This window comes from Sphingomonas sp. PEI4 (assembly GCF_056679955.1).
In genome coordinates this window covers 661951-676966 of record NZ_CM155258.1, presented here as the reverse complement: position 1 = coordinate 676966, position 15016 = coordinate 661951, and the positions used below count along the sequence as shown (strand labels likewise).

Sequence of the window (15016 nt, the reverse complement as noted above, 5' to 3'; positions counted from 1 at the left end):
GGAACTGCCCCTCACCCCAACCCTCTCCCCGGAGGGGAGAGGGGGCTAGAAGAGAACGACAGATGATCACCACCTCCTCCACCAGTTTCGTCAACATCGGCGAGCGCACCAACGTCACCGGCTCGGCGCGCTTCAAGAAGCTGATCATGGCGGGCGACTACCCCGCCGCGGTCGAGGTCGCGCGCCAGCAGGTCGAGAGCGGCGCGCAGGTGCTCGACGTCAACATGGACGAGGGGCTGCTCGACGCGCATCACGCGATGACGACGTTCCTGAAGCTGATCGCCGCCGAACCCGACATCGCGCGTATCCCGTTCATGGTCGACAGCTCGAAATGGAGCGTGATCGAGGCAGGGCTGAAGTGCGTCAGCGGCAAGCCGATCGTCAATTCGATCAGCATGAAGGAGGGCGAGGAGCAATTTCTCGCGCAAGCCCGCAAGTGCATGGCGTACGGTGCCGCGGTCGTCGTGATGGCATTCGACGAGGTCGGGCAGGCGGACACCAAGGCGCGCAAGGTCGAGATCTGCGAGCGCGCCTACAAGCTGCTCGTCGGCATCGGCTTCCCGCCAGAGGACATCATCTTCGATCCCAACGTGTTTGCAGTCGCGACGGGGATCGAGGAGCATAACAACTACGGCGTCGACTTCATCGAGGCGTGCCGCGAGATCAAGGCGCGCTGTCCGCACGTCCATATTTCGGGCGGGCTGTCGAACTTCAGCTTCTCGTTCCGCGGCAACGAGCCCGTCCGCCGCGCGATGCACAGCGTGTTCCTGTATTACGCGATCCCCGCGGGCATGGACATGGCGATCGTCAACGCCGGCCAGCTCGACATCTACGACGACATCGATCCCGAACTGCGCCAGGCAGTCGAGGACGTCGTTCTCAACAAGGATCCCGAGGCTGGCGACCGCCTCGTCGCGCTCGCCGAACGTTACCGCGGCACCGACGTGGTCGCCGAGAAGGCCGCGGCGGAATGGCGCTCGCTGAGCGTCAACAAGCGGCTCGAATATGCGCTGGTGAAGGGCATCGACCTCCACGTCGTCGAGGATACCGAGGAAGCGCGGCTGATCATCGACGGCAACAACGGCCGCCCGATCGAGGTCATCGAAGGCCCGCTGATGGACGGCATGAACGTGGTCGGCGACCTGTTCGGATCGGGCAAGATGTTCCTGCCGCAGGTGGTGAAGTCAGCGCGTGTGATGAAGAAGGCGGTCGCGCATCTGCTGCCGTATATCGAGGCGATGAAGGAGCCCGGCGCGCGCGGCAAGGGCAAGATCATCATGGCGACCGTCAAGGGCGACGTGCATGATATCGGCAAGAACATCGTCGGCGTGGTGCTCCAGTGCAACGGCTTCGACGTGGTCGATCTCGGCGTGATGGTGCCGTGGTCGAAGATCCTGGCGGCCGCGAACGAGAATGATGCCGACATGATCGGGCTTTCGGGGCTGATCACGCCGTCCCTCGACGAGATGGTGACGGTCGCGGAGGAGATGAAGCGCGCCGGGATGACGATGCCCCTGCTGATCGGCGGCGCGACGACGTCGAAGGTGCATACGGCTTTGCGGATCGCGCCGGCGTATGATGGCCCGGTGGTGCATGTGCTCGATGCCAGCCGTGCGGTGGGTGTCGCGTCGACTCTGGTATCAGACACGATCCGCGACGAGTTCGTGACCAAGACCGCGGACGAGTATGAGGCCGTACGGATCGCACGCGCGAACAAGGGACAGAGCGCGTTGCTGCCCTTGGAAACCGCTCGCGAGCGTGGGTTCGTAGCGGACTTCTCGATGAAGCCGGGTGCGCCGCTGAAGCCGGGTGTGCATGTCTTCGCGGACTGGGACCTGTCGGACCTGCGCGATTATATCGACTGGACGCCGTTCTTCCGCGCGTGGGAACTGGCCGGGAATTTTCCGGCGATCCTGACCGACGAGGTCGTCGGCGAAAGCGCGAGTTCGCTCTATGCGGATGCGCAGGCGATGCTCGACACGATCGTTTCGGAGAAGTGGCTGACGCCGCGTGGCGTGGCGGGTTTGTGGCCTGCGCGCCGCGAGGGCGACGATGTCGTTGTCACGCACAACCGTCATCATGACGCGCCCCACGAGGACGTTCGCCTGCCGATGCTGCGCCAGCAGATCGCCAAGCGCGAGGGCCGCGCGAATATGTGCCTTGCGGACTTTGTCGATCCCGCGGGCGACTGGTTCGGCGGTTTCGCCGTCGGCATCCACGGGATCGACGCGCACATCGCCCGCTTCAAAGCGGACAATGACGATTATAACGACATCCTGCTGAAGGCGCTCGCCGACCGCTTCGCCGAGGCGTTTGCGGAACGGCTGCACAAGCATGTTCGGACAGATTTGTGGGGCTATGCGGAGGGCGAACAGCTCACCAACGAGGCGATGATCAAGGAACAGTATCGCGGTATCCGCCCGGCGCCGGGCTACCCGGCGTGCCCGGACCACAGCCTCAAGCCGATCCTGTTCGATCTGCTCGACGCTGAAACCGCGACAGGGCTGGAACTGACTGAGAGCTTCGCGATGTTCCCGACCGCGGCCGTCTCAGGCTTCTATTTCGGGCATCCTCAGGCAGAGTATTTCGGCGTCGCGCGCGTTGGACGCGACCAGCTGGAGGAGTACGCAACGCGGCGGGCCGTCGATCTGCCGACCGCTGAGCGCTGGTTGCGCCCGAACCTCGACTGACGCGCTGCGCCCGGTCGCGGAACAAGATAGGCCGACGCCTGTTCCTGCAAGCTCATCGGCAGCGACGCCGGTTCCATTCAAGGAGACGATCTGTGAACAGCGACACCCTCAGCGGCACGGCGACCGACCTCAGCGGCAAGGCCAAGGAAACCGTCGGCGGCGCAGTCGGCGACAAGTCGTTGCAGAGCGAAGGCGTTGCAGATCAGCTCGGTGGCACCGTGCAGAAGACCATCAGCCAGGCCAAGGACGTCGTCGAGGGCAACGTCCGTCCGCTGATCGGTTACGTACAGCAGTTCTCGCGCGAGCGGCCCTTTGCTGCGGCGGCGGTCGCCGGCGTTCTCGGTATCGCGCTGATCAACACGCTCCGCGGCAAGTAATTCGCACTTCATGACGTTCCGCCGGGTAGACCGAGCGGAACGTCATTACGCTTATCCCCCCGCGCGGGGGGTGAAATTCAGGCAGGCAGGCCGGTGATCGTCTTCACTTCCATGAAGTCGGTCAGGCCGTACCGCCCGTTTTCACGGCCATTACCCGATTGCTTGTAGCCACCGAACGGTGCGCCGATGTCGGGGCTCCACGAGTTGATCGTCACCAATCCCGCGCGCAGCCTCGGCGCAACCTTAGCCGCCGCCGCCGGATCACCTGAAATCGTAGCGGACAATCCGTATTCGGTCGCATTGGCAATCCGGATGCCCTCGTCCTGATCGGCATACGATGTGATCGTAGCGACCGGTCCGAACGTTTCCTCCTGCGCGATCCGCATGTCCGGCCGTACGTCGGTGAACAGCGTCGGCTGGATGTAATACCCCGCGTTGCGCCCGTCCGGACGCCCGACGCCGCCGGTCACCAGCGTCGCACCTTCGTCGATCGCTGACTGGATCAGCCCCTGGATCTTGTCGAACTGCGCCTTGTTGACGACCGGGCCGATATGCTGGCCCATCTCGGCGGGATCGCCGACCTTGGTCTGCTCCATCATCGACTTCACGATCACGGTCGCTTCCGCCACCTGGCTCGCATGCACTAGCAGCCGCGTCGGCGCGATGCAGCTCTGGCCCGAATTGGCGAGCACGCCCGCGACCGTCGGCGGCAGCACGGTGGCGAGATCCGAGCCCTCGAGCACGAGGTTTGCCGCCTTGCCACCAAGCTCCTGATGCACGCGCTTGACCGTCGGCGCCGCGGCCAGAGCAACGGCGATGCCGGCGCGCGTCGAGCCGGTGAAGCTGACCATGTCGACGTCGCGGTGCGCGCAAAGCGCCGCCCCGACGCCCGGCCCGTCGCCGTTGACGAGATTGAAGACGCCCGCTGGCACGCCCGCCGCATCCATGATCTCCGCGAGTATCACTGCGCATGACGGCGCTTCCTCGGAAGGCTTCAAGATCATGGTGTCGCCTGCGGCAAGGGCAGGGGCGACCTTCGCGCAGATCTGGTTCAACGGCCAGTTCCACGGCGTGATCATCGCGACGACGCCGAGCGGCTCATGCACGACGGTCGCCTTGCCGATGACTTCCGAGAATTCGAATGCCGCCAGCGCCTTCGCGGTCGCGGAGAAATGCGCGAGCCCCGTCGGCGCCTGCGCCATCGACGCGAGTGCCATCGGTGCGCCCATCTCCTGCGACATCGCCTTTGCCAGATCGGGCATCCGCGCCTTGTATTCGGTTATGATCCGGCCGAGCACGTCGAGACGCTCCTGCACGCTGGTCTGGCTCCAGCTTTCGAACGCAGACCGTGCCGCAGCCACCGCCTTGTCGACGTCGGCGGCGGTGCCGAGCGTGATCTCCGTGCACGGCTGTTCGGTCGACGGGTCGATCACCTGATAGACGGAGCCGCCTTCGCTCGGGACCCAAGCGCCGTCGATATACTGGTTCAGATAGCTTTTCATCGTGCCTCTCCGCATCTTGTCGCTACGTTTTATCGGGCGCAGGAATGGGCTCGCCGCCGATCGGTTGCAACCCGAAACGCGTTCTATAGGGTGTGGGCTTGAATCAACGGGAGGCCGGCATGGCACGAGTGGCGAAAATCGAAACGACCGGTGGTCCGGACGTCATTCAGTGGCACGACGTCACCCTGCCGGGGCCAGGCAAGGGCGAGGTGTGGATGCGCAACACCGTCGTCGGCCTGAACTATATCGACACCTATCACCGCAGCGGCGTGTACCCGATCGACCTGCCGTCGGGGCTTGGCAGCGAGGCGGTCGGCGTGGTGATGGCGGTGGGTGAAGGCGTTGTCGATTTTGCCCCCGGCGACCGCGTCGGCACCTTCGGCCCAACCCGCGGCGCCTATGCTACTGAGCGCAACGTGCCGGCTGCCGAGCTGTTCGCGCTGCCCGACTGGCTCGACGATCGCACCGCTGCGGCGATCCTGCTCAAGGGCTGCACTGCGGAGTTTCTTGTCGAGCGCTGTGCGAAGGTCGAGGCGGGACAGACCGTTCTGGTCCACGCGGCGGCGGGTGGCGTCGGCCATATCCTGGTTGGCTGGCTGAAGCATATCGGCGCGACCGTGATCGCCAGCGTCGGCAACGAGGACAAGGCCGCACGCACCAGGAAAGCGGGCGCGGATCACGTCATCCTCCACAAATCCGAGGACATTGCGGCGCGCGTGCGTGAAATCACCGGGGGCGACGGCGTGCCTGTCATACTCGACGGCGTCGGCGGTGCGACCTGGGCGGCGTCGCTCGCCAGTGCCGCGCGACGCGGGCTGATCGTCAGCTATGGCAATGCGGGTGGGGTGGTCGACGGCGTCAACCTCGGGATCCTGGCACGCAATGGATCGCTGTTCGTCACCAGGCCGACGCTGTTCGACTATTATGCGATCCCGGACGAGAAACGCGCCGGGCTCGACCGTGTTTTCGCGATGGTGAAAAGCTGCGCGATCACGCCGGAAATCGGCCGGACCTTCCCACTCGAACAGGCGGCGGACGCGCATCGCACGGTGGAGGCGGGCGAGACTAGCGGCAGCACGATCCTGCTGGCCTGAGGCTCAGCGCTGCTGGCCGCCGGTGTCGCCATGCCCAGCATGACGCGCTAGGGTCCGTCGATGAGCGAACCGATCCTTCCGCCCGCCGCGCGTATCCGCAACATCGCGGAACTGGCGCGGTTCGCCGGGGTGCACGCCGGCACCGTATCCCGCGCCAACCGGCTCGCCGGCGAACGGCTGATCGCGCGCTGCTGTCGGCGGCTCGCCTTTTTCGGCGAAGTGCGGACGGTGACCGGCTTCGACGATCTCCCGTTCGCCGAGCAGACCGTGCCGCGGCTGACCACCGTCCGACAGGATGTAGCCACGGGCGCGCGGGCGATGGTCGCCGCGCTGTTCGCCCGGATCGCCGGCGAGGATGCGCCGTCGGTGGAAATGAAACCGGTTCTCGTCGCGCGCGATACCTCGTAATGAGCCTGAACATTCTGCTGGTCGAAGACGATGGCGTGTTCGCGCAAGGCATGGCCGAGGAACTGCGCGGGTTCGATCATGTCGTCACGGTCGCACCCGACGGTCGCGAGGCGCTGGCCGCGATCGATAGCCAGCCGTTCGACGCGGTTGTGCTCGATCGCATGCTGCCCCGGATCGACGGAATCTCGGTCCTCGAACGGTTGCGGAGCGGGAACATGACGCTGCCGGTTATCATGCTCAGCGCGCTCGGCCGTTCGGTCGAGAAGGTCGAGGGACTCGAGGCCGGCGCGGACGATTACGTGGTCAAGCCGATCGCGGCGGTCGAACTGAACGCGCGGCTGCTCGCCCTGGTGCGTGCGCGTGGGTGGACGGCAGGCAGCGCGGATACGATCAGCGCGGGCGACATCGTCGTCAGCCCGACCCGGTTCCGGGCGTGGCGGGCCGGCACCGCGATCGACCTCGGCAAGCTCGAATTCAAGCTGCTGAGCGAGTTCGTCGCGAATGCCGATACGGTGCTGACGCGCACGATGCTGGTCGAGCGGGTCTGGGGCTATGACTTCGCGCCGACCACCAACATCGTCGACGTGTATGTCCGCCACCTGCGCGTGAAGCTGACCGCCGAGGGAGGCGAGGACCCGATCATGACGGTACGCGGCGTCGGCTATATGTTGCGCGGCTGATGCGCTTTCGCTCGCTGCGCACGCTGACGTTGGCCTTTCTGCTGGCGTTTCTCGTGGCAACGCTCGGCACCGGTTTCGCGATCTATTCGGTGACACTCAGGACGGTCGAGCGGCTGGTCGATCGCCGCATCCTGATGGTGAACGACGAAGTCGGCGGCGTACCAGCCGATCGTCAGCCGGCGGATATCGTTCGTCGGATCGACTCTGCGATGCGGCAACGCGACACCGGCGATATCGGCTTCCTGTTGCTCGCTGCGGATGGCCGGAGCCTAGCCGGCAATATCAGGCTGCCTCGCCGGCTGGCACTGGGCTTCTCCACGCTACGGGGACGCGATCGGATCATCGGCCTGTCCGCCGGGCGCGCCCTGGTTCGCGATCTCGGTGGCGGCATGACGCTGACGACGGTCGCCGAGACCGAGCCGTTCGACGACTATGTCCCCGCCCGGATCGGCATCTACCTGATCGGGTTCGGGTCGATCCTGCTGATCGTCGTTTGCGGGCTGTCGTTCTTCGTCGTGACCATCAGTCGGCGGATCGGCGAGATGCGGCGGACGGTCGATGCGATCATCGACGGCGACATGACGCGCCGTGTGCCGGTCGACCGATCGGGCGGCGAGTTCGCGCAGCAGGCGATCGCGTTCAACCGGATGCTCGATCGCATCGCCGACTTGATGGCGAGCATCAGCAACGTCTCCAATGATATAGCGCATGATCTTCGCACGCCATTGGCACGCCTGCGCAGCCAGCTTGCCTTGTCATGGCGACGGGCGGAGACGGAGGCGCAACGTGACGACCTCGACGCGGCGATCGCGATGAGCGACGAACTCCTGGCGATGTTTGCTGCGATGTTGCGGATCGCCGAAGTCGAGGGCGGTGACCGTCGCGCGGCGTTCGCGCCGATCGATCTGGCTGTGCTCGCGGACGAGATCTGCGCGATGATGCAGCCGGTGGTTGCGGATAGCGGGCGAACGCTCATGGTCTCTGCGGTTCCGACCGGCATTACGGGCGATCGGCAACTGCTGGGGCAGCTCGTCGTCAATCTCATTGAAAACGCGATACGGCATACGCCCGTCGGCACGCGGATCGAGATCGACGTGATGCCGTCGACGGGGGCGGCGTTGCTCACCATCCGCGATGATGGTCCCGGCATTCCCGATGACAAACGGAAACTCGCGCTACGACGGTTCGGGCGACTGGACGCAAGCCGACACGATGCCGGGCATGGGCTTGGCCTGTCGCTCGTCGTCGCGATCGTGCGATTGCATCGTGGCACGGTGACGCTCGAAGATGCCGGTCCAGGGTTACGCGTCGTCATCCGCCTGCCGCTGGGCTGAACGCAAAACGACCCGAGCGGGCTGGTGCCTGCTCGGGTCGTCCCGCAGTCTTACCGATCGATCAGAACCTGACCGAAGCCTCCATGCCGTAGGTGCGCGGCGCGTTGAAATTGCCGTAGTCGCCTAGGATGTTGCCGATGCTGCCAGAGGTGGCCGTGGCCGAGGTCGGTGCGCCCGGCAGGCTGTTCGACGGATCGCGACGGAACACATACTGCTTGTTGAACAGGTTGCGCGTCCACGCCGAGATCGTCACCGCGTTGCTGCCACCGACCTGGATGTTGGCCAGCGCGATGCGGGCGTTGGCGATGAACGCCGGATCGTTCTTGGTGGCGAACTGGTCGAAGGTCTGCGTAGCCTGCGAATAGTTGCCGTCGAGGTGGAACTTCAGGTCCATATCACCGACCGGCATCGTGTAATCGATCGAGCCGTTGGCGGCGTTGCGCGGCGTGAACACGATGTAGAAGTCCTGGTACACGCCGGTCGACGCGATCAGCACGGGCGGGATCTTGGTGTAGGTGTACGCATACCCTGCGGCCAGCGTCAGGCCGGTGACTGGCTGCACGGTCAGGTCGGCCTCGATACCGCGGATCTTGGTGATGCCAGGCGCATTGATCGTCACCAGGTTGTTGAAGCTGCCCGACGCGGTCGTCTGGATCGAGCTGATGTCGACCTGGCTGTTCTTGCGGTCCATGATGTAGCCGGCAAGGTTCAGGCGGGCGCGGTGGTTCCAGAAGTCGGTCTTTGCGCCGATCTCGTACGACTTCACGTCTTCCGGGTTGAACGTCTGGTAGTTCGAGGTGCGCGAGCTGGCACCGCCAGCGCGGTAGCCGGTCGCGTATTTCGCATAGACGTGGACTGAATCGCTGGCGTCATAGGCTAGCGTCGCCATCGGATTGAACCGGTTCCAGGTCGCGTCGAGCGGCGCATAGCCGGCCGCGGTCAACTGCGCTGCGGTGGCAGTGTCGTAGTTCAGGTTGCGCGAATAATGCAGCACGCCCTGCTTCTCGTCGCGCGTGTAGCGCCCGCCTGCGGTCAGGTGGACGCGGTCGGTCGCGTTCCAGGTGACCTGGCCGTAGCCCGCATAGCTCTTCGAATGCACTTCGGAGGCACGGTCGATGGAGCGGCAACCCTCCTGCCACCCGAATCCGCCCGAGCCGGTGCAGGGGTCGAGCACTGAAATCGTTCCCAGCGTCGAGTTGAACGCCAGCGAGTTCGGCGTCGCCGCGTCGTCGCTGATATGTTCGTTGAAATAATACAGCCCGGCGACGTAATCGAACTGGCCGACCGTGCCGACTGCCTGCAATTCCTGGCTGAACTGGTTCTGGTGCAGGTCGGCGAGGCTGTAGCGGCTGAAGTTGCACGCGGTGCCGGTGCAGCCCGCGGCGACGACGGGGACGCGGTGATAGCCGCCGCTATTGTCGTACTGCGTCGCATTCACGCCGCGCCACGCGGTGATCGAGCGGAGTTCGATCTCGGGCGCGACGTCCCAGCGAATGTTCGAGGTGAAGCCGTGCGTCTTGTCGATGCTCGGCTGCTGCGGCACGCCGATATCGGCCACCTTCATGCGGCTGTTGCCGTTGACGACGACCTGGCTCGGCAGCGGCTTCACGTTGCCGGTCAGCGTCGTGTAGTTGGTGCCGGGCAGCGCGCAGGCCGGCGAGGCGGCTTGGGCACCGGCTTTGCACCCGTTCGGGTTCACGTTGAGCAGCTGGCTGTAGAACGGGCTGTTCGAGTCGTAGCCGTTATCGTAGCTGAAATCGGCGGTCATGCCGGAGATCGGGCGGACACGCGCCGTCGCCTTGAAGCCGCGGCGATGATAATAGTTGAAGCCGGTCTGGTCCGCGAGCGGGTTCTTGGTGGTCGCGTCCTGATGCTGAATCACGCCGTCGAGTTTCAACGACACGCCGTAGGTTTCCGGCAGGTCGAGATGCAGCGCGCCGTTATAGCTGCCGTAGTTCGCGATCCCGCCGGTCGCGCTGCCGCCCCATTTGCCGCTCGGGCCCTTGGTGACGATGCTCAGTGCGCCGCCCTCGGTGTTGCGACCGAACAGCGTGCCCTGCGGGCCCTTCAGGACTTCGATCCGGTCGACGTCGAACAGCGCGGCGTTCAGGCCGTGCTGGCGACCGAGATAGACGCCGTCGATATAAACGCCGACACCCTGCTCGCGCGCAGGCTGGTTCGCGTCGAGCGGCACGATGCCGCGGATACCGATCGTCAGCGCGGACTGGCGCGCTTCGAACGTCGCCACGCGCAAGCTTGGCACGGCACCATCGGCAAGGTCGTACAGGCTCTGGACGTGACGGTCAGTCAGTGCCTGGCTGCTCAGCACGTTGATCGCGATCGGCGTCTTCTGCAGGTTCGTCTCGCGCTTGGTCGCGGTGACGACGATCTCGCCGAGCCCTGTCTGGTCCGCGGCGGGCGCTGGGTCCGCCGCAGGCTGGGGATCGGTCGGGGCTACCGTAGCAGGCGCCGCATCCTTAACGGCGGTCGGTGCGGGGGCTGCGAACACTGGCGACGCGATCGCGATCGTCAGGGCGGCGCCGGCCAGCAGCCGCAAGCGCAGGCTTGCTGAATTCAACATCGAGAAGTTCCCTTTTGAGGCAGTGCTTGCCTTGAAGGGCGCGATAGGCGGCGGTCGTGGCACGTCCGTTACGAATATAAGAATTCCGTGTCCGACGATTTTAACGTTGGTTTAATGTGAGATTTCTCTCGCGCCCGCGTGAGGAGATCTCTGTTGATCCCGCTGTCACGCGTCTGTCATGCAAAAGTAACGTCGGTGCCATGTGCGACCGCTACCGCGCCTCCCAAGCCGGCTGAAGAAGCCGGGACCACCCGGGGGAATACCATGAAATCGAACCTGTCGAACCGCGTCCGCGGTCGCGTCCTCGCGCATGTGCTGCTCGCCGGCTGCGCGTTGAGCCCGCTGACCATCGCGAGCGCCCATGCGCGTCCCGACGCTGCAACGCCGGTCGGTGCACCCCGCGCGCCCGGCGCGATCAGCGGCACCGTGTCGCAGGCCGGCAGCGGCGACTATCTCGATGGCGCATCGGTCTCGATCCCGGCGCTCGAACTGTCGACCGTGGTCGATCGTACCGGGCGGTTCTCGCTGGTCGGCGTCCCTGCGGGCACGCACGAACTCGTGATCCGTTACGTCGGCTTTCCCGACGCGCGCCGGACGGTGACGATTGCCGATGCCGTAGTGACGCTCGACGTGGCGATGACGACCAATGTCGGCGCAACTGCAGGCGAGGGCGACGAGATCGTCGTCTCCGGCTCGCGGCCGATCGCGGAATCCGAAGCCGCTGCGCTCCAGATCCAGCGGACCAGCCCCTCGCTTGTTTCGGTCATCGCATCGGATTCGATCGGTCGCCTGCCCGACCAGAACATCGCCCAGGCAGTCAGCCGCCTGCCCGGCGTCGGCGTCCAGCGCGACCAGGGTCAGGCGCGCTACATCACGCTTCGCGGCGCACCGATCAACTGGACCACGCTGTCGATCAACGGCATCAACGTCGTCAGCCCGGAAGGCCGCGACGCCCGGTTCGATTCGATCCCGTCGGCTATCGCCTCGCAGATCATCGTGCGGAAAGCCGTCACGCCCGACATGACCGGCGAGACGATCGCGGGCAACGTCGACATCATCACGCGGTCGGCGTTCGATTATCCGGGCATGAAGGTGCAGGCCAAGGGTGGTCTCGGCCATGTCGAACTCGGCAAGAAAACCGAATATGAGGGTTCGCTCGTCATCTCCGACCGGATCGACACCGGCATCGGCGAGTTCGGCATCGTCTCGTCCGCCAGCCTGTATCGCCGCGGCATGGTCACCGACAATTTCGAGACCGATTTCGAGGCGGTCGACCGCGATCGCCGCCCGGGCTTCGAGAACCGCAAATGGGCGCGCGAGACGGAGAACAAGCTGTACCGCCTGACGCGGAAGAACTACTCGCTGTCGACCCGGCTCGACTGGCGCCCGGCGCCCGGCCACAAGCTGTTCGCCGAAACGATCTATTCCGCGTTCGAGGACGACGAACAGCGCAACAACTACATCTTCGATCTCGACGACCAGCAGTCACGCACGCCCAACGGCACTGCCGCCTGCACCGTCAACGCGCGGCCCGCGTCTGGCACGACCGGTTATGCCGATGTGTGCACCGGCAACACGCCGCTGCTCGGCACGGTCTACGGGATCGATCTCAACTCGAACTTCACCGTGCGCAAATACAAGCAGTCGGTGTTCACCAACACGGTCGGCGGCGATCACGAATTGGGCGAGTGGAAGGTCGCATGGCGCGGCAATTTCACGCGCTCGATCGACGATCGCTCGCAGCCTGCTCAGCTCAATTATGATAGCCCGTCGTTCGGCACGAACGGTGCGAACGCCGCCAACCGCCTGACCGTCGGCTATGATTTGACCGACCCACAGCTCGCCAAGGTCCAGCTGTTCCGCACCATCCGCAACGCCGACGGCACCTTCTCGCGCGGCGCACAGGTAACCTCGATCGAGGACTTCCCGCGTACGCTGTCGCGACTGCGCTCGCTGAAAGCAAAGGATGTGACCGAGGCCTATACCGCCAAGCTCGACATCAGCCGCGAGGCCTCGGTGTTCGGTGCGCAGACGGTGTTCGCGGCCGGTCTCCGCTACGACGATCGTACCAAGACGGCGAACGAGTATCTGATCGACCTGAGCACGCCGGCCCAGTTCGCCGCTGCCGGCATCGCGACGGGGTACGCCGCCATCGCCAAGCCGGGCGGGTTCCAGGGCGAGATCCCGCTCGGCTACCAGTTCCAGTATTTCGATCGGGACAAGGTCCTGGCGCTGGTCGAGCAAGCCAAGGCGGTCAGCCCCTTCGTGTCCACCGACGCCAACTTCTACGATGTCGGCGAGAAGGTTTATTCTGCCTATGCGATGGCGACGACGACGACCAACTGGGGCAGCGTCATCGGTGGCGCGCGCGTCGAGCATATTCGCAACGACGCCCGCGCCTTCTCGTCGCTCGGCTTGATCGACGTGAAGTCGAGCCAGACGCTCGTCTACCCCAGCCTCCACGTGAACTGGGACGTCAACGACCGGATGAAGGCGCGATTGTCGTTCAACACCGGCGCTGCGCGGCCGGATTACGACCAGTTGCGCCCTAATCTGAGCTTCAACGACGCGAACGCGACCATCTCTGGCGGCAATCCCGATGCAAAGCCCGAAAAGGCCAAGGGCGTCGATGTCTACGTCGAATATTACACGATGCCGCGCGGTTTCCTGTCGATCGGCGCGTATTACAAGGACGTCACCGATGTCCTGTTCGACTCCACGCGGACCTATGGCCAGACGAACCTCAACACCGCCGGGATCGATCGGTCGGGCTATGTCTATTCGACCATCATCAATGGCGGTAAAGGCTATATCATGGGGATCGAGGGCGCGATCCAGCAGCAGCTTGATCCCTTCACCGCCGATCTCGGCCTGCCCGAATGGATGGGCGGCTTCGGCGTCCAGCTCAACGCGACGATCAACAAGAGCCGGGCCGACACGCCTGCAACGGGCGCGATCCCCTCGCGGAAAGTTCGCCTGCCTGGCGCATCGGATGCGATCTACAATCTGATCGCCTATTACGAGAAATACGGCTTCTCGGCCCGCGTTTCGTATCAGAACCGCTCGGCATGGCTCGATGCGATCGGCCCGGTCGACACGATCGGTGGCGTCGTCCGCGGCGTGGATGGCGGCGATTTCTACTGGGCCAAGGACAACGAACTCGACGCGTCGGTACGCTATGCGATCAACGGCAATGTCGAGATCTACGGCGATTTTGCCAATCTGCTGAACGGTCCGGGCCGTCGCTATGTCGGATCGTCGGCATACACGATCGAGCATGAGACGTTCGGGCGGCGTTATACCGGCGGCGTGCGGGTGACGTTCTGATGCGGGTACTACCCTTCGCGGCGCTGTTGCTCGCGGGATGTGCGACGACCTCGGCTCCGGTGGCGGTCGAGGCTCCGATGGTCGCTGCGTCAGCGGAAACGGACCCCGTCGATACCGCGGCCGATGCCGCGGACGATCCCGCGATCTGGCGCAACGCAGCTGATCCGGCAAAGAGCCTCGTCATCGGCACCGACAAGAAGGCGGGGATCCACGTCTACAGCCTGGCGGGCAAGCGGTTGAGCTTTACCCCGGCCGCGCGGCTCAACAACGTCGATCTGCGTGATCTCGGGGGACGCGTGATCGCAGCCGCGAGCGATCGGGCGGACATTGCCACTGCACATGTCTCGCTGTTCACGCTCGATACCGCGGCGGCAAAGCTGGTCCCGCTCGGCCGCTTCCCGGTCGGGCCGGGCGAGGCGTACGGCATGTGCCTCTGGACCCGCGCGCGCGACCACGCGCTGTTCGGCTTCGTCGTGCTGAAGGACGGCCGCATCGACCAGGTCGCGATCGACCTCTCCGGCGCGTCGCCCAAGGTCACGACGGTCCGCTCGATGAAGCTGGGTACCCAGTCCGAAGGCTGCGTCGTCGACGATCGCACCGGTCAGCTCTACGTCGCCGAGGAAGATTTCGGCCTCTGGCGGTTCGATGCCGACCCATCCGCATCGGTCACGGCAACCGCGATCGCCAAGGTCGACGGCAAGACGCTGGTCGCCGACGCGGAAGGCCTCGCGCTCGCACCGTCGGGCAGGAACGGTGGCTATCTCGTCGTGTCGAGCCAGGGCGACAACGCCTACACGCTCTATCGCCTGCCGGGCGTCACCTATGCCGGTCGCTTCCGGATCGGCGGGGGCGGCATCGACGGGACCAGCGACACCGACGGGGTCGACCTGATGCTCGGCAACTTCGGCCCCGCCTACCCTCAGGGTCTGTTCGTCGCGCAGGACGGCGACAACGCGCCCGCCACACAGAACTTCAAATATGTCAGCTGGTCCGGCGTGAAGCGCGCGCTGAAACTGCGCTGAT

10 protein-coding genes are annotated in these 15016 nt (G+C 65.0%); 8 read left to right on the top strand and 2 right to left on the bottom strand.

Going from position 1 to position 15016, the window contains the following annotated elements:
* Positions 1 to 62: 62 nt before the first annotated feature.
* Together metH and AC1MLZ_RS02935 are read left to right on the top strand one after the other, a co-directional pair.
* Positions 63 to 2690, top strand: coding sequence for a methionine synthase (gene metH / locus AC1MLZ_RS02940; protein WP_480960370.1), 2628 nt, complete (start codon positions 63 to 65; stop codon positions 2688 to 2690).
* Between the two features lie 92 nt (positions 2691 to 2782).
* Positions 2783 to 3067 (top strand): CsbD family protein, encoded by a 285-nt coding sequence (locus AC1MLZ_RS02935; RefSeq protein ID WP_480960369.1) that lies wholly within the window; start codon positions 2783 to 2785, stop codon positions 3065 to 3067.
* 77 nt (positions 3068 to 3144) lie between these two features.
* Here AC1MLZ_RS02935 and AC1MLZ_RS02930 read toward each other — a convergent pair whose 3' ends face one another.
* A complete protein-coding gene (locus AC1MLZ_RS02930) occupies positions 3145 to 4569 on the bottom strand; it encodes an aldehyde dehydrogenase family protein (protein ID WP_480960368.1) in 1425 nt (474 codons plus the stop codon).
* A 119-nt stretch (positions 4570 to 4688) separates the two neighbouring features.
* On the opposite strand from AC1MLZ_RS02930, the gene AC1MLZ_RS02925 reads away from it, so the two are divergent.
* Genes AC1MLZ_RS02925 through AC1MLZ_RS02910 form a run of 4 tightly spaced genes read left to right on the top strand, consistent with a single transcriptional unit; the run spans position 4689 to position 8085 of the window.
* Positions 4689 to 5663 carry a quinone oxidoreductase family protein gene (locus AC1MLZ_RS02925; RefSeq protein ID WP_480960367.1) on the top strand — a complete coding sequence of 325 codons (975 nt, stop codon included), beginning with the start codon at positions 4689 to 4691 and terminating at the stop codon, positions 5661 to 5663.
* Positions 5664 to 5723: 60 nt separating this feature from the next.
* On the top strand, positions 5724 to 6071 hold the full coding sequence (locus AC1MLZ_RS02920) for a substrate-binding domain-containing protein (protein WP_480960366.1): 348 nt from the start codon (positions 5724 to 5726) through the stop codon (positions 6069 to 6071).
* Positions 6071 to 6751 carry a response regulator transcription factor gene (locus tag AC1MLZ_RS02915; protein ID WP_480960365.1) on the top strand — a complete coding sequence of 227 codons (681 nt, stop codon included), beginning with the start codon at positions 6071 to 6073 and terminating at the stop codon, positions 6749 to 6751. The genes AC1MLZ_RS02920 and AC1MLZ_RS02915 overlap by 1 nt, the downstream gene beginning before the upstream one ends.
* Positions 6751 to 8085 (top strand): sensor histidine kinase, encoded by a 1335-nt coding sequence (locus AC1MLZ_RS02910; protein WP_480960364.1) that lies wholly within the window; start codon positions 6751 to 6753, stop codon positions 8083 to 8085. The genes AC1MLZ_RS02915 and AC1MLZ_RS02910 overlap by 1 nt, the downstream gene beginning before the upstream one ends.
* Before the next feature lie 61 nt (positions 8086 to 8146).
* Here the strand turns inward: AC1MLZ_RS02910 and AC1MLZ_RS02905 are convergent, their stop codons facing one another.
* Complete coding sequence (locus AC1MLZ_RS02905; RefSeq protein WP_480960363.1) at positions 8147 to 10666, bottom strand: TonB-dependent receptor; 2520 nt, start codon at positions 10664 to 10666, stop codon at positions 8147 to 8149.
* Between the two features lie 264 nt (positions 10667 to 10930).
* On the opposite strand from AC1MLZ_RS02905, the gene AC1MLZ_RS02900 reads away from it, so the two are divergent.
* Positions 10931 to 13993 carry a TonB-dependent receptor gene (locus AC1MLZ_RS02900; protein WP_480960362.1) on the top strand — a complete coding sequence of 1021 codons (3063 nt, stop codon included), beginning with the start codon at positions 10931 to 10933 and terminating at the stop codon, positions 13991 to 13993.
* Positions 13993 to 15015: a phytase gene (locus tag AC1MLZ_RS02895; protein ID WP_480960361.1), complete on the top strand. Its 1023-nt coding sequence runs from the start codon at positions 13993 to 13995 to the stop codon at positions 15013 to 15015. The genes AC1MLZ_RS02900 and AC1MLZ_RS02895 overlap by 1 nt, the downstream gene beginning before the upstream one ends.
* Position 15016 lies beyond the last annotated feature (1 nt).

Bases quoted from the DNA above. Each gene is read 5' to 3' on its own strand.
- metH (WP_480960370.1), top strand. From the start codon at position 63: ATGATCACCACCTCCTCCACCAGTTTCGTCAACATCGGCGAGCGCACC.
- AC1MLZ_RS02930 (WP_480960368.1), bottom strand. From the start codon at position 4,569: ATGAAAAGCTATCTGAACCAGTATATCGACGGCGCTTGGGTCCCGAGC.
- AC1MLZ_RS02925 (WP_480960367.1), top strand. From the start codon at position 4,689: ATGGCACGAGTGGCGAAAATCGAAACGACCGGTGGTCCGGACGTCATT.
- AC1MLZ_RS02920 (WP_480960366.1), top strand. From the start codon at position 5,724: ATGAGCGAACCGATCCTTCCGCCCGCCGCGCGTATCCGCAACATCGCG.
- AC1MLZ_RS02915 (WP_480960365.1), top strand. From the start codon at position 6,071: ATGAGCCTGAACATTCTGCTGGTCGAAGACGATGGCGTGTTCGCGCAA.
- AC1MLZ_RS02910 (WP_480960364.1), top strand. From the start codon at position 6,751: ATGCGCTTTCGCTCGCTGCGCACGCTGACGTTGGCCTTTCTGCTGGCG.
- AC1MLZ_RS02905 (WP_480960363.1), bottom strand. From the start codon at position 10,666: ATGTTGAATTCAGCAAGCCTGCGCTTGCGGCTGCTGGCCGGCGCCGCC.
- AC1MLZ_RS02900 (WP_480960362.1), top strand. From the start codon at position 10,931: ATGAAATCGAACCTGTCGAACCGCGTCCGCGGTCGCGTCCTCGCGCAT.
- AC1MLZ_RS02895 (WP_480960361.1), top strand. From the start codon at position 13,993: ATGCGGGTACTACCCTTCGCGGCGCTGTTGCTCGCGGGATGTGCGACG.